The organism is Pseudomonas sp. S12(2018) (assembly GCF_024355235.1).
GTDB lineage: Bacteria > Pseudomonadota > Gammaproteobacteria > Pseudomonadales > Pseudomonadaceae > Aquipseudomonas > Aquipseudomonas palmensis.
In genome coordinates, this window is record NZ_QLAD01000002.1 from 24,995 (window position 1) to 46,318 (window position 21,324).

Here is a 21,324-nt window from a genome sequence, read left to right on the forward strand (position 1 = left end):
GGGGATTTATGCAGACGCTCGACAAATCGCAGGCACGACGAATACTCCCAAGTAGTAGCCTCGGGATGGGGTGGTCGTCTGTCTGCGTTCCTGTGGCGTGGCTGATCCATGCCGAGCTCCTACCGCCCTCCTCCCTCTAGGCCAGGGTGGCTGGGCATCCGAGTGTCCTTGTGTAATGGCACAATACTATCGTTAATGCGCCGTGATGGGGAACCCGATAGACAGGTTGTAGCTGCGTGGGAGGGTCGTTTGAGGCTCTCACAGGAGGAAGGCTCAAGGGGCTGCGGGCATTGTGGGGTGGCGGGCTGTCCATCGTTCTAGGAAAAAATGGACAATGGACAGAAAATTTTAAGCTACTGATTTGAATAGACTTGGGATGTCCATTTAGAGTTTTAGCTCACGCGTACACCATTTCGACAAGACCATTGTCTCGATCCCCACCTGGCGCTTGATGTCCGAATCGTTCAAGAACTGGCGTGGCATGCAGCAGGCCGGCGGTCGGCGCATCAAGCGCAGCCTGTTCATCGATGCTGGCGGCGTGCGCTTTCTGACCGATGAAGAAGAGCAACGCCTGGGCAAGGTGCGCCTGCTCACCGACTACATGACCCGCAAGCGCAGCGAACTGCAGGCCTGGAACGAAGCCCAGGGCCCTGTGGCAGCACTGTCGGCCAACCGCCGGCGCATGACCAACATCGGCACCTTCCGCGCCTATGCCCTGGCGTACCTGAAAAGCCACCCGGACATCCAGCCGAACATGACCTGCATGGTGCGTCAGATGCAGACCACCGCCCAGGGCGTGCCCCTGGAAATCTACTGCTTCACCCGCACTACCGCCTGGGCCGATTATGAACGTATCCAGGGCGATATCTTCGACTACCTGCTGGCCGTGATGCCCGAGTTCGGTCTGGGCCTGTACCAGCAACCCAGCGGCAGCGACCTGCGCGCCGGGCTGCTACCGGCCGGTGCCGTTCGCGAGCAACGGGCGTTGAGCACCGAGTCGGCTGAGCCATAGCGAGGCCAGTATCACCGCACCACCGATGAACAGCCGGCCCAGCGGCTCGTGCTGGTTCCAGATCAGCAGGTTGAGCAACAGCCCGACCGGCACATGCAGGTTGTTCATCACCGCCAGGGTGCCGCCTGAAACCAGGCAGGCGCCCTTGTTCCACCAGTACAGCCCCAGCGCCGTCGGGCAAAATCCCAGAAACAGCAGCACCAGCCACTGCACGTCGGTGCTGGGCAGATGCTGCGCGTTGCCGAACAGCAGGAAGGCCGGCAGCACCACCAGCAGGGCGCCCAGGTAGAAGTAGCCGAAGCGTCGGTAGTGCGGCAGGTCACTGGGGTAACGGGCAACCAGGTGCTTGTACAGCACCTGACCGGCGGCATAGGTGAAGTTGGCCAGTTGCAGCAGCACAAAGCCCATGAAGAAGTCCGGGCTGATGCGGTCGAAGCGAATCACCGCTGCGCCCCCCACCGCCACCAGTGCGGCCACCAGTGCCCACGGGTTGAAGCGCCGGTTCAGGGCATCCTCGATCAGGGTCACGTGCAAGGGTGTAAGAATGGTGAACAGCAGCACTTCGGGCACGCTCAGCACACGAAAGCTCAAATACAGGCACACATAGGTGATGCCGAACTGCAACGCGCCGATCAGCAGCATGGCCCGCATGAAGCGCGGCTCGACCTTGCGCCAGCGGGTCAACGGCAAAAACACCAGGCCGGCCAGCAGTACCCGCGCCAGCACCGCGAAGTAGCTGTCGACATGCCCGGCCAGGTATTCGCCGATCAGGCTGAAGGAAAACGCCTGGATCAGCGCGACGATCAATAAGTAGCCCATGTATGCCCCCTGATATGCAGGCGGCGACCTTAGCGGTTGACCAACGGGCCGGCAACCGCTTTTGAAAGGCCTGCACTCAAGGTGCCAGCAGGCTCAACGGGTCTGATCGGCCGTGATGAACTGGAAGCGTGCGGGGGTGGCGCCAGAGGGCAAGGTCACCGCGATGATCGGCACCAGGATGCCCGTCTGGCTGAAGAAGTCCCGCTGATCCGCCTGCGCCCCCGCCCTTCCGCTCGCGCTCCCGCCAATATAGAAGAAGGCTTCCATCGGCAATTGCCGACCGATGTTCTGCGGCCACAGGGCCATGCGCACTTCGTTCTGGATGCCACCAAGGTTGGCGCCGGGCAGGTTTCTGGCACGCAGGCTCTGATAGAACGCGATGGCGCCTTCTTTGTTGAGTTCATCGCGAACATTGAAGCCGCACTGGCGTGCATTGATCCGGTTGGCGTTGTAATGCGCCAGCCATTGTTCGGCTGTACCGATGCCCTGAGCCCTGCACTCGCGACTCACCGTGGGGTAACCGACATTCTGCCCGCACCCCTGCGATTCTCGCCTGTTGGAATCGGCGTCCACAGGAAACGAGCACAACACACGGGGCTTGTATTGATTGTTGGCGTACAAGATAGGCACGAAGATGAAGCCGTTAGTGTACCCATAGGCCAACCGACTGAACGCAGAGTCGGCGCGCAGGTAGGAGAACGACACGCCCGAGGCGGTAGGGTTCGGGTTCCACGAATGAAACGCCGGGCTGTTCTGCGTAGCGCGCATGAGGATGCCGCTGCACAGAAAGGCCGGCGCGCTGGAGGCGTCACAGTTCTGCCGGGTGTCGCGGTAACGTTCCTGCAGGTGGCGTGCAACCGTGGCTCCGGAAACAGCCGCCGTACCTGCACGGGACTGCAACGCAGCGGCCTGGACCGTTGGCGGCACCGAGCTTGCCTGCGCAAACTCGTCACTGGCAGGCTGCACCGGCGCCCGGCTGGCGCAGGCTGTCATCAGGCTGATCAACAGCAACAGTGTGAACGTGTTCAACATGGTGCCTCCCTGCGCTCGCGCCGGCTTTGAACCCTTGCTTGCGGGTCACGCCTTGCTTGGCGGGCGTTTCGCAGGTTTGCCAGGCACTTTCGCAGGTGCCTCTGACGCCTTCGCAGGTTTTTTCACCGGCACTTTCGCAGGGACCTCAGGCGCCTCCTCAGATGCCGGGGGCACCTCCAGGCTCGGGATATAAAGCAGCCTGGAAAATTGCCAGTCCGAGCCCGTAACCGCTTCAAGCGCATAATTGAACCACACTTGCTTGCCTCTGTTCTGCTGAAACCAGCTCAGTGGAATTGGAAACTCGGCAGTACCACTCGTCATGGGTTTCCACCCCAGGTCCTCATGCCCTGTCGTGGTGAAACCTCTTAGACGAACCTTGTGTGAGGGGTGCCATTTGGGATAGGTAACCTTGACCACGCGAGAACCGCGCTCAAGTGTTGGCCGGTCCAATGGATCGAAACTTTGGACTTGCACCGTATAGTAACGACTCTGCGAAACCACCCATGCTCCGCCATTCCTGCTCAGCGCGAAATTTACCTGTGCCGTTTGACCGGAACTGCTGTACATCAGCGCTTTTGGACAAGAAGAGTACAGCGCTTGCGGCGGGTTTTTGATGACTTGCACGGGCAAATCGAAGATGATACCGGAAGGTTCGACAATTCTTACCCTGACCCTGTCACCGGCGTACATACCGGCTGATATGAGCGTCCTGACTGACAAAAAATCCGTATTGCTGCCGCAGTTGTAGATCCCCCTTATCAGGAAATACCTTCTTGACGGGTCTTGGGGGTAATCGGGATGTGGAATCGAACAGTCGATCGTCGGGGCATCCCAGGCATATAGCTTGGACTCAATTTTAGCAGGCATAGGTACGCATCCTTATATCCGCGAGGCAAGTTACAAACTTTCACTGCGGAAAGTCTGTCCGTCACCTGTATATAAACAGCTAGGCATTCAAGCGCGCACCTGACAAAACTGTCAGTTCTCTATAAACAATCAACCTGGCAATGACAAGTTTTATAACTATCCACAAAAAAGCCCGGTCAAACCAGTGTCTGACCGGGCAGGTACACCCAAAGGAGCAAAGGTGTCAGGCGGGGGGAAAATCGGTACGGCTCAAGCTACCGCAGCCAGCAGCGCCTTGGCCTGGTTCAGGCCTTTTTCGTGGAAGTCGCCGCCCATGTTCAGGCCCTCGGCGTGAATGAACGTCACCTCGTGAATGCCGATGAAGGCCATCACCTGGCGCAGGTAGGGCTCCTGATGGTCGCTACCGGCCCCGGCGTGGATACCGCCGCGGGCCGTCAGCACATAGGCGCGCTTGCCGGTCAGCAAGCCCTGCGGGCCGGTCGGGGTGTATTTGAAGGTGACGCCGGCACGCAGCACATGGTCGAGCCAGGCCTTCAGCGTACTGGGGATGGTGAAGTTGTACATCGGCGCCGCCAGCACCAGTACATCGGCGGCCAGCACTTCGTCGGTCAGTTCGTTGGAACGTGCCAGTGCCTGCACTTCTTCGGCGCTGCGCTGGGCTTCGGGCTTCATCCAGCCACCCAGCAAATGGCTGTCCAGGTGGGGTACCGGGTTCAATGCCAGGTCGCGCACGCTGATCTGGTCGGCCGGGTTGGCCGCCTGCCACTGGCTGATGAAATCACGGGTCAGCTGACGAGACACGGAGTCCTGCAGGCGGGCGCTGCTTTCGATGATCAGTACGCGGGACATGGGTTGCCTCCATCGGCAAGTTCGCTAAGTCGATGGAGGCAAGATTAGAGATTGACCTATCGATAAAAAAGCGTAAAAACTGGGTTAAATCTATCAGTTAACCTGTTTTATTGCGGTTTGCAGTCCAGCGCGATGCGCAGCTTGAGGATTTCGCGGTTGAATTTGGCCGTCACGTCGACGCTCTTTTTCGCCGGTACCTGTATGCGCCGTACCCTCGGGGCCTCCGGGCCGTTGCGGAAGGTGACCTTGCACGTCGCTGCCACATCGCCGTAGTTGTTCAGGCTGATCGAGCCGATGTCACGGTCGGTGTCGTAGGTGGTGTAGTCAAGCTTCACCCCGTCGGTGTTCTTGGTCACGTCGATGGGGTAGGCCAGGGCCGTCAGCGGCAGCAGGGCCAGCAGTGCAACACAGATTTTCTTCATAACGGCGCTCTCCATGAAAGTGCGCCAGCTTAGGACAACAGGAGCCGAAGATGAAAGCGCCGCGCGTTACCCTGGATCAGTGGCGGACTCTGCAGGCGGTGGTCGACCACGGCGGCTTTGCCCAGGCCGCCGAAGCCCTGCATCGCTCCCAATCGTCGGTGAGCTATACCGTGGCCCGCATGCAGGACCAGCTCGGCGTGCCGTTGCTGCGCATCGACGGGCGCAAGGCGGTGCTCACCGATGCCGGCAGCGTGCTGCTGCGCCGCTCGCGCCAGTTGGTCAAGCAGGCCAGCCAACTCGAAGACCTCGCCCATCACATGGAGCAGGGTTGGGAAGCCGAGGTGCGCCTGGTGGTCGATGCCGCCTACCCCAATGCCCGACTGGTACGTGCCCTGAGTGCGTTCATGCCGCAAAGTCGCGGCTGCCGGGTGCGCCTGCGCGAGGAGGTGCTGTCAGGGGTCGAGGAAGTGCTGCATGAAGGGGTGGCGGACCTTGCCATCAGCGGCTTCAGCATCCCCGGCTACCTGGGCACCGAATTGAGCGCGGTGGAGTTCGTGGCCGTTGCACACCCCGAGCACAGCCTGCACCGCCTGGGCCGCGAGCTCAGTTTCCAGGACCTGGAGAGCCAGTTGCAGGTGGTGATCCGCGACTCTGGCCGGGCACAACCGCGGGATGTGGGCTGGCTGGGCGCCGAACAGCGCTGGACGGTCGGCAGCCTGGCCACCGCCGCCACCTTCGTCAGCAGCGGCCTGGGCTTTGCCTGGCTGCCACGCCACCTGATCGAGCGCGAACTGCGCGAAGGCGTGCTCAAGCCACTGCCGCTGGACCAGGGTGGCAGCCGTCACCCGCTGTTCTACCTTTACTCGAACAAGGACAAACCCCTGGGCCCGGCCACGCAGATCCTCATCGAGTTGCTGCGCAACTTCGACACTGCGCCGCTGGACGTGCCCTTCGCCGCCCCCGCCCAAGCCTGACAGGTAACGCCCATGGCCTATTTCGAACATGAAGGTTGCACCCTGCATTACGAGGAATATGGCCAGGGCGAGCCCCTGGTACTGCTGCACGGCCTGGGCTCGAGCTGCCAGGACTGGGAATACCAGGTACCGGAGCTGGCCCGTCAGTACCGCGTGATCCTGCTCGATGTGCGCGGCCACGGGCGCTCCGACAAGCCTCGCGAGCGCTACAGCATCGCCGGCTTCAGCGCCGACCTGCTGGCCCTGCTGGAGCACCTGAACACCGGCCCGGTGCACCTGGCTGGCCTGTCGATGGGCGGCATGATCGGCTTCCAGTTTGCCGTCGACCATCCCCACCGGTTGCGCAGCCTGTGCATCGTCAACAGCGCACCCGAGGTCAAGCTGCGCAGCCGCGACGATTACTGGCAATGGTTCAAGCGCTGGAGCCTGGCCCGCCTGCTGAGCCTGGAGACCATCGGCAAAGGCCTGGCCGCACGCCTGTTTCCCAAGCCGGAGCAGGCCGAGTTGCGACGCAAGATGGCCGAGCGCTGGGCGCGCAACGACAAGCGTGCGTACCTGGCCAGCTTCGATGCCATCGTCGGCTGGGGGGTACAGGAACGCCTGGGCCAGATCCGCTGTCCTACGCTGGTCATCAGCGCCGACCACGATTACACCCCGATACAGCTCAAGCAGCGCTACGTCGCGCTTATTCCTCAAGCACGACTGGCGGTCATCGAAGATTCACGGCACGCTACACCGCTGGATCAACCCCGGCTGTTCAACCAGACCCTGCTGCAGTTTCTGGCAACGGCTTCAACCACTTCTCAAGGATCATTGAGTTCATGCTGAAAAAACTTCTGCTTGGCGCCTGCTCGGTCGTCTTCGCCACCAGCCTGATGGCTGCCGAAAAAGCCCCGCACGTACTGCTCGACACCAGCTTCGGCCAGATCGAAGTGGAACTGGACCCGGTCAAGGCGCCCATCTCGACCAAGAACTTCCTCGAGTATGTCGACAGCGGCTTCTACACCAACACCATCTTCCACCGCGTGATCCCGGGCTTCATGGTCCAGGGCGGCGGCTTCACCGCGCAGATGCAACAGAAGTCGACCAAGGACCCGATCCGCAACGAGGCCAGCAACGGCCTGCACAACACCCGCGGCACCCTGTCGATGGCCCGCACATCCAACCCGAACTCGGCCACCAGCCAGTTCTTCATCAACGTGGCCGACAACGCCTTCCTCGATCCGGGCCGCGATGCCGGCTACGCCGTGTTCGCCAAGGTGGTCAAGGGTATGGACGTGGTCGACCAGATCGTCAACTCGCCGACCACGCGCAAGAACGGCATGGCCGATGTACCGGTCGATCCCGTGCTGATCAAGTCCGCCAAACGCATTGACTGAGCCCGTGTTCACAGGGACGTGAACCACGACCGGCCCGGTCGAGTCAGACAGGAGTTAGAGTTTTGAGGTTGTATCACTATTTCGAAAAGCTGATCGACATCTTTCGCGAAGCACCGACCGCATCGCCGCCGGGCAAGGTCCTGCCGTTCTATTTCTACTACCTGCGCCAGGTGTGGCCCAGCTTTGCCGCACTGCTGGTGGTGGGGCTGGTGGCTTCGCTCATCGAAGTGGCGCTGTTCAGTTACCTGAGCCGCATCATCGACCTGGCCCAGGGCGCGCCAAACCCCGATTTCTTCAGCGATCACGCCAGCGAGCTGATCTGGATGGTGGTGGTCACGCTGCTGCTGCGCCCGCTGTTCTTCGGCCTGCACGACCTGCTGGTGCACCAGACCATCAGCCCGGGCATGACCAGCATGATCCGCTGGCAGAACCACACCCATGTGCTCAAGCAGAGCCTCAATTTCTTCCAGAGCGATTTTGCCGGGCGTATCGCCCAGCGCATCATGCAGACCGGCAACTCGCTGCGCGATTCGGCCGTGCAGGCGGTGGACGCCCTGTGGCACGTGCTGATCTACGCGATCAGCTCGCTGGTACTGTTCGCCGAGGCCGACTGGCGCCTGATGCTGCCCCTGACCGTCTGGATCTTCGCCTACATCGGCGCACTGTGCTATTTCGTGCCCAGGGTCAAGGAACGCTCGGTGGTGTCATCGGATGCGCGCTCCAAACTGATGGGCCGCATTGTCGATGGCTACACCAACATCGCCACCCTCAAGTTGTTCGCCCACACCGACTTCGAGCGCCAGTACGCCCGCGAAGCGATTCGCGAGCAGACCGAAAAGACCCAGCTGGCCTCGCGGGTGATCACCAGCATGGATGTGGTCATCACCAGCCTCAACGGGCTGCTGATCGTCACCACCACCGGCCTGGCGCTGTGGCTGTGGAGCCAGTCGCTGATCACCGTGGGCGCCATCGCCCTGGCCACCGGCCTGGTGATCCGCATCGTCAACATGTCGGGCTGGATCATGTGGGTGGTCAACGGCATCTTCGAGAACATCGGCATGGTGCAGGATGGCCTCAAGACCATCGCCCAGCCGGTCACCGTCACCGATCCGCCAGATGCTCCGGCGCTGAAGGTCGATCGCGGCGCGGTGCGCTTCGACAACGTCGACTTTCATTACGGTCAGGGCAGCCGGATCATCAGCAACCTGACCCTGGACATTCGCCCCGGCGAGAAGATTGGCCTGATCGGCCCCTCGGGCGCCGGCAAGTCCACCCTGGTCAACCTGCTGCTGCGCCTGTACGACCTGGAAAGTGGCCGTATCCTGATCGACGGCCAGGACATTGCCCAGGTGAGCCAGGCCAGCCTGCGCGCACAGATCGGCATGATCACCCAGGACACCTCGCTGCTGCACCGCTCGATTCGCGACAACCTGCTGTATGGCCGGCCGGATGCGACAGAAGAGGAGTTGTGGGAGGCGGTGCGCCGGGCGCGGGCCGATGAGTTCATCCCTCAGCTGTCCGATGCCCAGGGGCGCACCGGCTTCGATGCGCATGTGGGCGAGCGTGGCGTGAAACTGTCCGGCGGCCAGCGCCAGCGCATCGCGATTGCGCGGGTGCTGCTCAAGAATGCGCCGATCCTGATCATGGACGAAGCCACTTCGGCGCTGGATTCGGAAGTGGAGGCAGCCATCCAGGAGAGCCTGGAGACCCTGATGCAGGGCAAGACGGTGATCGCCATTGCGCACCGCCTGTCGACCATCGCGCGGATGGACCGGCTGGTGGTGCTGGAGCAGGGGCGGATTGCCGAGATGGGCACCCATGCCGAACTGCTGGCGCACCAGGGGCTGTACGCACGGTTGTGGCATCACCAGACGGGTGGGTTTGTCGGGGTTGATTGAACACCGCGGCGACGGTATCGCGGGTCAAGCCCGCTCCCACAGGGATTTCACTGCGCCTGCGGGTGCGGGCTCGGCCCTCAGACTTGCCTGAAGGGCAGCGCCGTACGCGCCTCCTCGGCATACCCCAGCACCCCCACCCGCTCCTGCGCCAGAAAGTCCTGCACGGCCGCTTTCAACCCCGGATGCAGCAGGTAATGCCAGGACCGCGTGATCACCGGTTCGAACCCGCGAATCAGCTTGTGCTCGCCCTGCGCCCCGGCATCGAAACGCTGCAACCCTTCGGCAATGGCAACGTCCATGCCCTGATAGAAGCACGTCTCGAAATGCAACCGGTCGAACTCCGCCAGGCAGCCCCAATAGCGCCCATACAGGCTGTCACCACCCACCAGGCTGAACGCCATCGCCACCGCCCGCCCGCCCTGATGCGCCATCACCACGCGGATCGACGCGGGCATGCGTTCGGCCAGCAGGCTGAAAAACGCCCGGGAAAGGTACGGGGCACGGCGGCGCACGGCGTAGGTGTTGGCATAGCATGCGTACACGAAATCCCACTGCGCCTCACTCAGCTCATGGCCGTGGTACCACTGAAACTCGATACCCTGCCCCGCCACCTGCTCGCGTTCCTTGCGCATCTGCTTGCGCTTGCGCGAACTGAGGCTGTCGAGAAAATCCTGGAAGTCCCGATAACCCTGGTTGCGCCAGTGAAACTGACACCCCAGGCGCTCCATCCAGCCCGCACGCCCACGCAATACTTCGTCGCTGGCCGGGTCGGTGAAGTTCACGTGCAGGCCCGACAGCCCCTGTTCGAGCAAAGCATCGCTGACGCCGTCGATCAGCTCACCCGCCGCCTGCGCGTCACCCAGCAGGCGCGCGCCGCTGACCGGTGAAAACGGCACCGCGCACAGCAGCTTGGGGTAGTAGTCGATACCGGCGCGGTCGCAGGCGTCGGCCCAGCCGTGATCGAACACGTACTCGCCGAACGAATGGGTCTTCACGTAGGCCGGCATGGCCGCCCGTACCTGGCCCTGAGTGTCGGTCAGGACCTGGTGGGCCGGCGCCCAACCGGTGCGCGGGGTGACGCTGGCGCTGTCTTCCAGGCTGCGCAGGAAGGCATGGCGCAGGAACGGCTGGGCATCCGGCACCAGGGCATCCCAGGTGGCGGCGTCGATATCGGCAAGGTGCGGCAGAATTGAGATGGGCATGCGCGCAGTCTGCCCCCTCGTGCGAGCAAAAAAAAGCCCCGCAGGTGCGGGGCGAAGATCTAACGGATGAAGGAGTGTGTTGCAGGGGTAACGCTTAGAACACGTACTGCGCGCGCATCACGAAACCGTCGCCGCTGTCGTCGCCGGCAGCGTTCTGCGCGTTGTCGGTCTTGGCCTTGACGTACACGCCGCTGAGCTTGATCGACTCGTTGGCGTACCAGTTCACACCCAGGTTGTGCACCTTGGCTTCCACGTCACCGATGTCGGCAAATGCGCCGTTGTTGTCGTCGACGCTCAGGTGGTCGTAGCGGTAGAACACTTCCCACGCACCAATCTGCTTGTTGGAAGGCTTGATGCTGTCGAACTTGCCGAGTTTGTAGCCACGCGCTTCACCGGTGATGGTGTAGGCCACCTGGCCGTAGTAACCCTTGGCCTTGATGTCGGAGAAGGCCGAGTCGTCTGCCTGAACATCACGCTTGATGTACTCGCCCTGCACCGAGAACGGGCCCAGCGCGTAGGCGGCTTCCAGGCCCCAGGCCTTGTCGGTGTCGTAGGCACCGGCCGGGGTGGTGGCGTTGCCGCCCAGCACCAGGCGGTTGCCGTTGTTGCCGGCGTCCTGGCCACCGTCGGTGCTCACCCCACGCATGCCCAGGCGGCTGCGGATACGGCCGTCGAACGCGGTGTCGGAAAGGTCGCGCTGGGCGTAGTTCAGGCCAACGTGCAGTACGTTGCCGGCCTCGTGCATCGGTGCGAACACACCGCGCAGGTTGAACTGCTTGGAGCTGTCGCCGTCCTTGTCCTGGTTGGTGGCGTCCTTGGCGAACAGGCCGGCCGAACCGTACAGCGAGTCACCGGCGTTACCCGATGCCTGGATACCGAAGCCGCCGTTGTGCGAGTTGGTCCAGTCCACCAGGTCGTAGGCAGCGGTTCGCTCCTGGGCAGTCACCCACTTGGAGCTGGTGGCTTTTTCCAGGCCGAACTCGGGGTCGAAGCGACCGACCTTGATCGACACCGGCTTGAAGCCGTTGTAGGCCAGCGACGCTTCGTCGAAGTAACCGTCTTCGGAACGGTTGTCGCCACCGGAGTTATGCGAGAAGTCGTAGGCGATCTGGTAGGCCCAGTCGGTGTACATCACACCGCCCAGTTCCAGGTAGGCACGGCGGAAGTAGCCCGCATCGGCGGTATCGCCGTTCTTGGTGTAGAAACCGTCGAAGCGGCTGTAGTCGGCCTGGACCCGGCCACCCAGCTTGAAGCTGAATTCCTTGTCAGCGGTAGCGACCTCCAGACCACCCTTGGTCTTGACTACGATATCGGCGCCGTCAGTAGTCACGGTGCCCGCGAAAGCCTGGGCGGTAACGGCCATTGCCAAGGCGCTGGCTGCGAAACCTGCGAAGTGCTTACGGATCATCGAAGGAACTCCCCTACGTTCATAACGTTTATGGTCTTGATTACGTTGAAAAAACACGCGGCTCAGGCCACTTGTGCTGGGGACGAATCTTGGCGGGGGGTTATTTCAGATCAGTGGCTGTTAGATAAATATTTAGTGACAGGGGAACTTTTTACTTCGAATGTGAATAAGACAATCAGCCCCGTTGCAGGGCTGGTTGCGGGGTTTCAGCGCGTTGCCCGGCGCTCGGCGGCCAGCCGCGCCGCAAGGGCATCGGCCCCCTCCACAGGCGCCGGCGGCAGCGCCTTGAGGGTTGCCTGGGCCAGGCGCAACTGCTTGATGAAGCGACGACAATTGCGACAGAACAGCAGGTGCTGGCGCGTCATCATGCGCTCGCCCAGGGTCAGTTGCCCGTCCAGGTAATCACTGGAGCAGGCGACCAGTTGCTTGCAGGTCAGCATTGGCCGGTGTCCTCGAAATGTTCCAGGGTCGCGAAGACCTTGAGGCGTGCACGGTGCAGCAGCACACGCACATTGGAGAGCGACAGGTCGAGCAGATTACAGATCTCCACCAGTTCGAGGCCCTGGCGCTCACGCAACAACAGCACACTGCTCTGCAGTTGCGACAGGCTGAGCAGGGTGTGCTCCAGGCATTCGCGCAACTGCTCCTGGCTGAGCAGGGCCTCGGGGCTGTCTTCGTGCCAAGCCGAAGGCGCCAGCAGCCAGTGACCGTCGCTGGCAAAACGCGCGTCGTCGATGCTGCCATGGGGGGCCGGCAGGTCGTCGAGCAGCACCTCGCGGCGGTTTTGCCGGTAACGGGTCTTGGCCGTATTGGCGGTGATGGTCAGCAACCAGGTCTTGAGGCTGGAGCGGCGCTGGAAGCCCGCCAGACCGCGTACCGCCGCCAGCCAGGCATCCTGCACCACCTCGTCGGCGCCACGTTCGCCGACGATGGCATAGGCCACCGCGCGCATGGCGCCCTGGCAGGTCTGAACCAGTTCGGCGAACGCGCGCTGCTCTCCCGCCAGCAGGCGGTCGAGCAAGCGCTGTTCGTCAGCCGTCACTGGCGTGGCGATCAACGTTTGCGCAGGATCACGCTGCCGATCGAGTAGCCGGCACCGAACGAACTGAGCACCCCGAGGGCACCCTTGGGCAGGTCGTCCTGATGCTTGTGCAGCGCGATCACCGAGCCGGCCGAACTGGTGTTGGCGTAGGTATCGAGAATCACCGGGGCCTCCTCGACCAGCGCGTCGCGGCCCAGCAGCTTCTTGACGATCAGGTGGTTCATGCTCAGGTTGGCCTGGTGCAGCCAGAAGCGCTTGACGTCACTGACGTTGAGGTTGTTTTCGCTCAGGTGCTGGCCGATCAGCTCGGCCACCATCGGGCACACCTCGCGGAACACCTTGCGGCCTTCCTGCACGAACAGCTTGTCCGGCGCATCGATACCCTCTTCCGCCGCGCGGTTGAGGAAGCCGAAGTTGTTGCGGATGTTGTTGGAGAACTGGGTCAGCAGCTTGGTGCTGACGATATCGAACTGGTGCGCCGAGGTAGCGAGGTCGGCACGTTCGACCAGCACCGCCGTGGCGGCGTCGCCGAAGATGAAGTGGCTGTCACGGTCACGGAAGTTCAGGTGGCCGGTGCAGATCTCGGGGCTGATCACCAGCACCGAACGGGCCTGCCCCAGTTGCACGCTGTTGCAGGCGACCTGAATGCCGAAGGTCGCCGACGAACACGCCACGTTCATGTCGAAACCGAAACCGGCGATGCCCAACGCCTGCTGCACTTCGATGGCGATGGCCGGGTAAGGGCGCTGCAGGTTGGAGCAGGCGACGATGACCGCGTCGACATCGGCTGCGGTGCGCCCGGCACGCGCCAGGGCCTGCTCGGCGGCGGCCACGCCCATCTGGCAGAGGATCGACGGCTCGTCGTTGCTGCGCTCCGGCAGGCGCGGCTTCATGCGCTGCGGATCGAGGATGCCGGCCTTGTCCATCACGAAGCGGCTCTTGATGCCCGAGGCCTTCTCGATGAACGCAGCGCTCGACTCGGCCAGTGCCTGCACTTCGCCCCGTTCGATGGCAGCGGCATTGTCGGCGTTGAACTGCTGCACATAGGTGTTGAAAGACTCGACCAGCTCTTCGTTGGAAATGCTGTTGGCCGGGGTGTACAGGCCGGTGCCGCTGATGACGACGTTATGCACGGTCGTTCCTCTGTTCGGGGCCGCTGCCTGCCGGGCAACGGCCTGTTCTGTCGGTCAAATGGCACGAAAGTACCAATTAATACAGGCAATGCACCCGGCAAGCGGGGCAGTACGCTGTGCTGCATTCTGTAGCTACCGTGGCAGGTACCTGACACGGTAGCGAAGTTCGCCAAGTGTGCCACAAGTTCCGGGGATTAGGCTTCCACCAGACTCCATTGCTTGGCCAGGCGCTTGTCGGAAATCGGTACCTTGGTACCCAACTGTTGGGCAAATAGCGACACGCGGTATTCCTCGATCCACCAGCGGTACAGCACCAGTTGCTCGTCGCGCTTGCCCTCCTGGGCATGCTTGTCGGCACGCGCCTTGTACTGTGCCCACAGACCGCTCAGCTCGCCGCTCCACACGCGGTCTTTCTGCACCTGCGAACCGAGTTTTTCCAGACGCAGCTCCACCGCCTTGAGGTAGCGCGGCAGTTCCTTGAGCCAGATGCCCGGGGTTTCCCGCACAAAACCCGGGTACACCAGGTTGGCCAGTTGCTGCTTGATGTCGTTGAGCGCCACGGCCTGGGCCAGGTCGATCTTGCCCTTGAAGCGCTTCTGCAGACCGTGCCAGAGCTTGAGTATCTCGAGGGTCAGGCGGGCCAGGCGCTCGGCGTGATCGGCCCAGTGGCCGCGCTTGCGTTCGGCCAGCGAAGCAAGCCCGGCACCGTCGCGCGGCAGGCTGCTCTCGCCGTCGAGGATGCAGGTGTCCAGGCTGGCCAGCAGGATGTCCTCGACCAGCGCATCGACACGCCCCAGCTCGCGGTACAGCAGGCCCAGTTCGGTCAGCCCCGGCAGCTTGCCGCGCAGGAACTTCGCCGGCTCGGCCAGTTGCTGCAGCAGCAGCCGCTGCAAGGCTCGGCGGTGCTGGAACTCGGCTTCGGCCTGGGTCGAGAAGCGCCCTTCCTTGACCGTACCGCCCTCTTCCACCAGCGCCGGGTACACCGTCATCGACAGCCCGGCGATCTTCTGCTGGGCGGTCTGGGCCACCTCGGCAAACACCTTGGCTTGCACCGGCTGCTGGGCCTTGGCCGATTGCGGCACGGCCAGCGCGGCCTGGCTGGCAGCAACGAAGCGCGCCGTCAGCTCGGTCAGGTCGCGGCCTTCACCCAGGAACTTGCCCTGGGCATCGACCACTTCGATGTTCATGCGCAAGTGGCCTTCCACCTGCGCAGCCGCCTCGGCCCAGGCCTCGTCGCTGACCCGCGCACCGGTCATGCGCAGCAGTTCGCGGCCCAGCGCCTGGGGCAGCGAGCCGTCGGCGAAGGTCATGCGCTGCAAGGCGGCCTTGACGAAGTCGGGCACCGGCACGAAGTTCTTGCGCAAGGCCTTGGGCAGGTTGCGTACCAACGCAATGCACTTGGCTTCCAGCAACCCCGGCACCAGCCATTCCAGGCGCTCGCCCGGCAGGCTGGGCAGCAGCGGCGCCGGCACCCGCACGGTAACGCCGTCGCGGGGGTGGTTGGGTTCGAAGTGATAGCTCAGCGCCAGGCTCAGGTCGCCGATGCGCAGGGTATCGGGGTACTGCGTGGCGGTGACTTCACTGGCCTCACGGGCCAGCACGTCCTCTTCGCGCATGATCAGCAACTGCGGGTCTTTCTGGCTGGTGACGCGGTACCAGCTGTCGAAGGTCGCGGTCTGGTGGATCTCGGCCGGCAGGCGCGCCTCGTAGTAGGCGTACAGGGTCTCTTCATCAGCCAGGATGTCGCGCCGGCGGGCCTTGGCCTCCAGCTCGTCGAGCTGCTCGAGCAGGCGCGTGTTGGCCGCCAGGCACTTGGCCCGCGACTGGATCTCACCGCCCACCAGGGCCTGACGGATAAACAGCTCGCGCGAGGCCTGCGGGTCGATCGGCCCGTAGTGCACCGGGCGCCGGCCGACCACGATCATGCCGTACAGCGTGACCTGCTCGAAGGCCACCACCTGGCCGCGCTTCTTCTCCCAGTGCGGTTCGAAGTGGTTCTTCTTGATCAGGTGCCCGGCCAGCGGCTCGATCCAGTCCGGCTCGATCTTGGCCACCATGCGCGCATACAGCTTGGTGGTCTCGACCAGTTCGGCGGTCATCAGCCATTGCGGGCGTTTCTTGCCCAGGCCCGAGGACGGGTGTACCCAGAAGCGCCGCTGGCGCGCGCCCAGGTAGTCGCCGTCCTCGGTCTTCTGGCCGATCTGGCTGAGCAGCCCGGACAGAATCGCCTTGTGCAGGCGCGGGTAGTCGGCCGGCTCCTTGTTGATGCTCAACTGCAGGTCGCGGCAGATCAGGCTCAGTTGCCGGTGTGCATCGCGCCATTCGCGCAGACGCAGGTAATTCAGGAAATTCTTGCGGCACCAGTTGCGCAGCGGGCTGGCCGTCAGGGCCTGGCGCTGTTCTTCGAAGCCGCGCCACAGGTTGACCAGCGCGGCGAAGTCCGAGTCGCTGTCCTTCCACTGCGCATGGGCCTGGTCGGCAGCCTGCTGGCGCTCGGGCGGACGCTCGCGGGGGTCCTGCACCGACAGTGCACTGGCCACGATCAGCAACTCCTGCAGGCTGCCCTGCTTGGCGCCTTCGAGCAGCATGCGGCCCAGACGCGGGTCCACCGGCAGGCGCGCCAGCTGGCGGCCCAGCGGGGTCAGCTGGTTCTCGCGATTGACTGCCGAGAGTTCCTGCAGCAGGTTGAAGCCGTCGCTGATGGCCTTGCCATCCGGCGGCTCGATGAACGGGAAGGCGTCGATCTCGCCCAGGCGCAGGTGCAGCATCTGCAGGATCACCGCAGCCAGGTTGGTGCGCAGGATCTCGGGGTCGGTAAAGGCGGGCCGACCATTGAAGTCGTCCTCGCTGTACAGGCGCACGCAGATGCCCGGTTCGACCCGCCCGCAACGGCCCTTGCGCTGGTTGGCACTGGCCTGGGACACCGCCTCGATGGGCAGGCGCTGCACCTTGGCACGGTAGCTGTAGCGGCTGATGCGCGCCGTGCCGCTGTCGATCACGTAGCGGATGCCCGGTACGGTCAGCGAGGTTTCCGCAACGTTGGTGGCCAGCACCACGCGCCGCCCCGGATGGGACTGGAAGATCTTCTGCTGCTCGGCCGGCGACAGCCGTGCATACAGCGGCAGGATTTCGGTGTGGCGTAGCTGTGCCTTGCGCAGCATCTCGGCGGCATCGCGAATTTCGCGCTCGCCGGGCAGGAACACCAGCACGTCGCCCGGGCCCTTGCCGATGCTGCGCTCATGGGCGGCAATCTCGTCGAGGGTGGCCAGGATCGCCTGGTCGACGGTCAGATCGTCCTCGACGCGGTTGCCCTCCTCGTCCTGCTCGCTGGTCAGCGGCCGGTACCAGGTCTCGACCGGGTAGGTACGCCCGGACACCTCGATGATCGGCGCATCGTTGAAGTGCCTGGAAAAGCGCTCCAGGTCGATGGTCGCGGAGGTGATGATGACCTTGAGGTCGGGGCGCCGCGGCAGCAGGGTCTTGAGGTAGCCGAGCAGGAAGTCGATGTTCAGGCTGCGTTCGTGGGCTTCGTCGACGATGATCGTGTCGTAGCGTTCCAGAAAGCGGTCGTGCTGGGTTTCGGCCAGCAGGATGCCGTCGGTCATCAGCTTGACCAGGGTGTTGGCATCGCTCTGGTCTTCGAAGCGCACCTGGTAGCCGACCAGCGCGCCCAGCGGCGTACCCAGCTCTTCGGCCACGCGGGTGGCCACGCTGCGCGCGGCAATCCGGCGCGGCTGGGTGTGGGCGATCTGGCCATGCTGGCCGCGGCCCAGTTCCAGGCAGATCTTGGGCAACTGGGTGGTCTTGCCCGAGCCGGTTTCGCCCGCGATGATCAGCACCTGGTGGGCGGCCAGCACCTTCTTGATTTCGTCACGCTTGGCCGCGATCGGCAGGCTGTCGTCGTAGTGGATGCGCGGCACGCTGGCCTTGCGCGCGGCGACCTGATCGCAGGAGGCCTGTACCCGGGCGGCCCACTGGGCCAGCTTGGCCTCGTCGGGGCGCTTGCGCAGGTCATGCAGTTGCCGACGCAGGCGATGGCGCTCGGCGATCATGGCGTGGTCAAGGTTTTTCAGCAGTTGCTCGATGGCGGCGTTCTGGTCAGTCATGACGTCTTTTTAATAATGCAGGTGAGCCTGCTTTCACATGATCGGCGTAGTTTGGTCGGGGATTGTCGCAGATTTGCCCTGCCACGGCACGGTTCGCCATGCAGGGCCATTGTTTAGCCATTGATTAACTGAAGGTATACAAAGGCCGATTTAATGAACCTTCCCACGCGTGGGAGTATCCGTGCATGACTTTGCCAGCGTGTACGCCCCGCCCCCTGATGCGCCCTTCGTTCCCGAAGGTGCGGGCGCGCCCCGGTGAAAATCCGCTGTTCAATAGCATCCTCGCGTTCTGGGCCTTGTGGCATTGCCGCCATGCCCGCCCACCAGATACCGCCCTCGCACCCCACTGATACCGCTGGCCCGGTTGCGGCCACCCTGTCGACCGATCGACGTGCCCACTGGCGCGCGATCCTGTACGCCGCCACGGCGTAAGCGAGTGCACCATGCAGTTTGCCCCTGTTTCCGAGGCCGAGGATTTCCTGGCCGCCAACCCCGATATCGAGATGATCGAGCTGTTCATCCTCGACGCCAACGGCGTGCCCCGCGGCAAGCTGCTGCACCGCGAGGAACTGCTGGCCGTGTATGAAAGCGGGCGGCCGCTGCCCAGCACCATCCTCGGCCTGACCCTCAATGGCGACGATGTGGAGAACTCGGGGCTGGTGTGGGACGTGGGCGATATCGACTGCCGCGCATACCCGCTGGCCGGCAGCCTGGTGCGCATGCCGTGGCGGCAGATCCCCACGGCGGCATTGCAGGTGAGCATGCACCCCAGCGAAGGCCTGCCGGCCAGCGTCGCCGATCCACGCCAACTGCTGGCCAAGGTGATCGACGCGCTCAAGGCCGATGGCTATGAGCCGGTAATGGCCTGCGAGCTGGAGTTCTACCTGCTCGACCAGAAGCGCGATCACCTGGGCCACCCGCAACCGGCACTGGATACCGACGGCGGTCGCCCCCGCGCTACCCAGGTATACGGCCTGCGCGAGCTGGAGCAGATCGAACCGTTTCTGGCCGACCTGTACAGCGCCTGCAAGGCCCAGGGCATTCCTGCGCGTACCGCGATTTCCGAATACGCCCCCGGCCAGGTGGAGATCACCCTGGAGCACGGCGACGCCTTGCTGGCCATGGACCAGGCGGTGCGCTACAAGCGCCTGGTCAAGGGCGTGGCACACAAGCACGGCATGCAGGCCTGCTTCATGGCCAAGCCGTTCGAGCACCTGGCCGGCACCGGCATGCACATGCACGTGAGCCTGGCCGACGCCGCCGGCCACAACCTGTACGCCAGCGAAGACAAGGCCGGCACGCCCCTGCTGCGCCAGTCGGTGGGCGGCATGCTGGCCATGCTGCTCGACTCGCTGCTGCTGTTCTGCCCCAACGCCAACTCCTATCGCCGCTTCCAGGCCAACAGCTATGCACCGCTGGCGCCGACCTGGGGTGTGGACAACCGTACCGTGAGCTTGCGCGTGCCCGGCGGGCCGGCCAACACCCGACATATCGAACACCGCATCTGCGGCGCCGATGCCAACCCGTACCTGGCAGCCGCGGCCATTCTGGCCAGCATCCACCATGGCATCCGCCAGCAACTGGACCCCGGCGCCCCGGTGCAGGGCAACGGCTACGCCCAGGCCAAGACGCTGCTGCCCACCGACTGGCTGACCTCGCTGACCGCGCTGGAGCGCTCCAGCTGGGCGCGCGAAGCGTTCGGCGAGGCCTTCCTCGGGGTGTACCTGGCGGTCAAGCGCGCCGAGTACCGCCAGTTCATGGCCGAGGTCGGCGAGCAGGACTGGCGCTGGTACCTGACCCAGGCCTGAGCCCCCTATTCTTCAAGGAACACACCCATGAATGCAGCCCTCAACCACGGCACCGCCCAGCGCAGCGCCTCCTACTACACCGCCAGCCTGAACGACACCACCCAGTACCCGACCCTGCAGGGCACGGTCGAGGTCGACGTGGTGATCATCGGTGGCGGCTTCACTGGCGTGGCCAGCGCGGTGGAACTGGCCGAGCGCGGCCTGAAGGTGGCCATCGTCGAAACCAACCGTATCGGCTGGGGCGCCAGCGGGCGCAACGGCGGCCAGGTCACCGGCAGCCTGTCGGGTGACGAGGCCATGCGCAAACAGATGCGCAAGCGCCTGGGCGATGACGTGGACGATTTCATCTGGCAACTGCGCTTTCGCGGCCACGACATCATCCAGCAACGGGTCGAACGCTACGCCATCGACTGCGACCTCAAGCACGGCCACCTGCACGCGGCCATGAAGCCTGCGCACATGACCGAACTGCAGGCCTTCGCCGACGAAGCCCAGCGGCGCGGCATGGGCGAGCAGGTGCAGATGCTCGACCGCGAGGCGGTGCGCCAGCATCTGGACAGCCCGTTGTACCTGGGCGCGCTGAAGAACCTGCGCAACCTGCACCTGCACCCGCTCAACCTGTGCCTGGGCGAGGCGCGGGCAGCGCACCAACTGGGCGCGCTGATCTTCGAGAACTCCGAAGTGCTGGAGATCGTGCATGGCGACAAACCTGCGGTTGTCACGGCCAAGGGCCGGGTCAACGCACGCCAGGTGATGCTGGCCGGCGACGTGTACCACAAGCTGGAAAAGCCCCAGCTCAAGGGCAAGATCTTCCCGGCCATGGGCGGCATCGTGACCACCACGCCACTGGGCGAGCTGGCCCGCAAGCTAAACCCGCAGGACCTGGCGGTGTACGACTGCCGCTTCGTGCTCGACTATTACCGCATGACCGCAGACGGGCGCCTGCTGTTCGGTGGCGGGGCCAATTATTCGGGACGTGATTCGCGGGATATCGCGGGGGAGCTGCGCCCGTGCATCGAAGCGACCTTTCCGGCGCTCAAGGGCGTGCCGATCGAATTCCAGTGGAGCTGCGCGATGGGCATCGTGGTCAACCGCATTCCGCAGTTGGGCAAGCTGTCGGACAACGTGTGGTACTGCCAGGGGTATTCGGGGCATGGCATCGCCACCAGCCACATCATGGGCGAGATCATGGCCGAAGCGATCACCGGCACATTGAGCCGATTCGATACCTTTGCCGGCTGCAGCCACATCAAGGTGCCGATGGGCGATGTGCTGGGCAACCCATTGCTGGCGGCGGGGATGTGGTACTACCAGATGCTTGAGAAACTGCGTTGAAAACATCGCGGGTCAAGCCCGCTCCCACAGGGATCACT

At 63.7% G+C, this 21,324-nt stretch carries 17 protein-coding genes and 1 pseudogene; 7 read left to right on the top strand and 11 right to left on the bottom strand.

The window, feature by feature from the left end; all coding sequences use genetic code 11:
• Positions 1-400: 400 nt before the first annotated feature.
• Positions 401-1,012: pseudogene (locus DN388_RS03930) on the top strand (mechanosensitive ion channel family protein); the annotation flags it as partial.
• Here the strand turns inward: DN388_RS03930 and DN388_RS03935 are convergent.
• From DN388_RS03935 to DN388_RS03955, 5 genes are all read right to left on the bottom strand, one after another.
• Positions 953-1,831 (bottom strand): carboxylate/amino acid/amine transporter, encoded by an 879-nt coding sequence (locus tag DN388_RS03935; protein ID WP_123753015.1) that lies wholly within the window; start codon positions 1,829-1,831, stop codon positions 953-955. The pseudogene DN388_RS03930 and the gene DN388_RS03935 overlap by 60 nt on opposite strands.
• Positions 1,832-1,924: 93 nt before the next feature.
• Complete coding sequence (locus tag DN388_RS03940) at positions 1,925-2,863, bottom strand: hypothetical protein (RefSeq protein WP_244988698.1); 939 nt, start codon at positions 2,861-2,863, stop codon at positions 1,925-1,927.
• A 45-nt stretch (positions 2,864-2,908) separates the two neighbouring features.
• Complete coding sequence (locus DN388_RS03945) at positions 2,909-3,730, bottom strand: hypothetical protein (protein ID WP_254996866.1); 822 nt, start codon at positions 3,728-3,730, stop codon at positions 2,909-2,911.
• 249 nt (positions 3,731-3,979) lie between these two features.
• Positions 3,980-4,579 carry an FMN-dependent NADH-azoreductase gene (locus DN388_RS03950; protein WP_054914940.1) on the bottom strand — a complete coding sequence of 200 codons (600 nt, stop codon included), beginning with the start codon at positions 4,577-4,579 and terminating at the stop codon, positions 3,980-3,982.
• A gap of 107 nt (positions 4,580-4,686) precedes the next feature.
• The gene (locus DN388_RS03955) at positions 4,687-5,001 is read right to left on the bottom strand and encodes a hypothetical protein (protein ID WP_043864149.1); all 315 of its coding nucleotides are present in this window, start codon (positions 4,999-5,001) and stop codon (positions 4,687-4,689) included.
• A gap of 50 nt (positions 5,002-5,051) precedes the next feature.
• Here DN388_RS03955 and DN388_RS03960 point away from each other — a divergent pair, with 50 nt between their 5' ends.
• From DN388_RS03960 to DN388_RS03975, 4 genes are all read left to right on the top strand, one after another.
• Positions 5,052-5,975 (top strand): LysR family transcriptional regulator, encoded by a 924-nt coding sequence (locus DN388_RS03960; protein ID WP_043864150.1) that lies wholly within the window; start codon positions 5,052-5,054, stop codon positions 5,973-5,975.
• 12 nt (positions 5,976-5,987) lie between these two features.
• A complete protein-coding gene (locus tag DN388_RS03965) occupies positions 5,988-6,803 on the top strand; it encodes an alpha/beta fold hydrolase (protein WP_043864151.1) in 816 nt (271 codons plus the stop codon).
• Entirely contained in the window at positions 6,797-7,354 is a 558-nt protein-coding gene (locus DN388_RS03970; protein WP_043864152.1) for a peptidylprolyl isomerase, read from the top strand. The genes DN388_RS03965 and DN388_RS03970 overlap by 7 nt, the downstream gene beginning before the upstream one ends.
• Before the next feature lie 68 nt (positions 7,355-7,422).
• Positions 7,423-9,252, top strand: a complete 1,830-nt coding sequence (locus DN388_RS03975; RefSeq protein WP_254998102.1) for an ABC transporter ATP-binding protein — start codon at positions 7,423-7,425, stop codon at positions 9,250-9,252.
• 77 nt (positions 9,253-9,329) lie between these two features.
• Here the strand turns inward: DN388_RS03975 and DN388_RS03980 are convergent, their stop codons facing one another.
• The 6 genes from DN388_RS03980 to hrpA form a co-directional block, all read right to left on the bottom strand.
• Positions 9,330-10,454, bottom strand: coding sequence for a GNAT family N-acetyltransferase (locus DN388_RS03980; RefSeq protein ID WP_254996876.1), 1,125 nt, complete (start codon positions 10,452-10,454; stop codon positions 9,330-9,332).
• 94 nt (positions 10,455-10,548) lie between these two features.
• A complete protein-coding gene (locus tag DN388_RS03985; RefSeq protein ID WP_043864155.1) occupies positions 10,549-11,862 on the bottom strand; it encodes an OprO/OprP family phosphate-selective porin in 1,314 nt (437 codons plus the stop codon).
• A gap of 206 nt (positions 11,863-12,068) precedes the next feature.
• Positions 12,069-12,302 (bottom strand): anti-sigma factor, encoded by a 234-nt coding sequence (locus DN388_RS03990; protein WP_254996878.1) that lies wholly within the window; start codon positions 12,300-12,302, stop codon positions 12,069-12,071.
• A complete protein-coding gene (locus DN388_RS03995) occupies positions 12,296-12,904 on the bottom strand; it encodes an RNA polymerase sigma factor (protein ID WP_043864157.1) in 609 nt (202 codons plus the stop codon). Before DN388_RS03995 ends, DN388_RS03990 begins: the two co-directional genes overlap by 7 nt.
• Before the next feature lie 11 nt (positions 12,905-12,915).
• Complete coding sequence (locus DN388_RS04000; RefSeq protein WP_254996879.1) at positions 12,916-14,037, bottom strand: beta-ketoacyl-ACP synthase III; 1,122 nt, start codon at positions 14,035-14,037, stop codon at positions 12,916-12,918.
• 194 nt (positions 14,038-14,231) lie between these two features.
• Positions 14,232-18,143 carry an ATP-dependent RNA helicase HrpA gene (hrpA, locus tag DN388_RS04005; RefSeq protein WP_054914945.1) on the bottom strand — a complete coding sequence of 1,304 codons (3,912 nt, stop codon included), beginning with the start codon at positions 18,141-18,143 and terminating at the stop codon, positions 14,232-14,234.
• Between the two features lie 443 nt (positions 18,144-18,586).
• Between hrpA and DN388_RS04010 the strand changes: the two genes are divergently transcribed.
• Together DN388_RS04010 and DN388_RS04015 are read left to right on the top strand one after the other, a co-directional pair.
• On the top strand, positions 18,587-19,951 hold the full coding sequence (locus tag DN388_RS04010) for a glutamine synthetase family protein (protein WP_043864160.1): 1,365 nt from the start codon (positions 18,587-18,589) through the stop codon (positions 19,949-19,951).
• A gap of 27 nt (positions 19,952-19,978) precedes the next feature.
• A complete protein-coding gene (locus DN388_RS04015; protein WP_054914947.1) occupies positions 19,979-21,286 on the top strand; it encodes an FAD-binding oxidoreductase in 1,308 nt (435 codons plus the stop codon).
• The last annotated feature ends 38 nt before the right edge of the window (positions 21,287-21,324 follow it).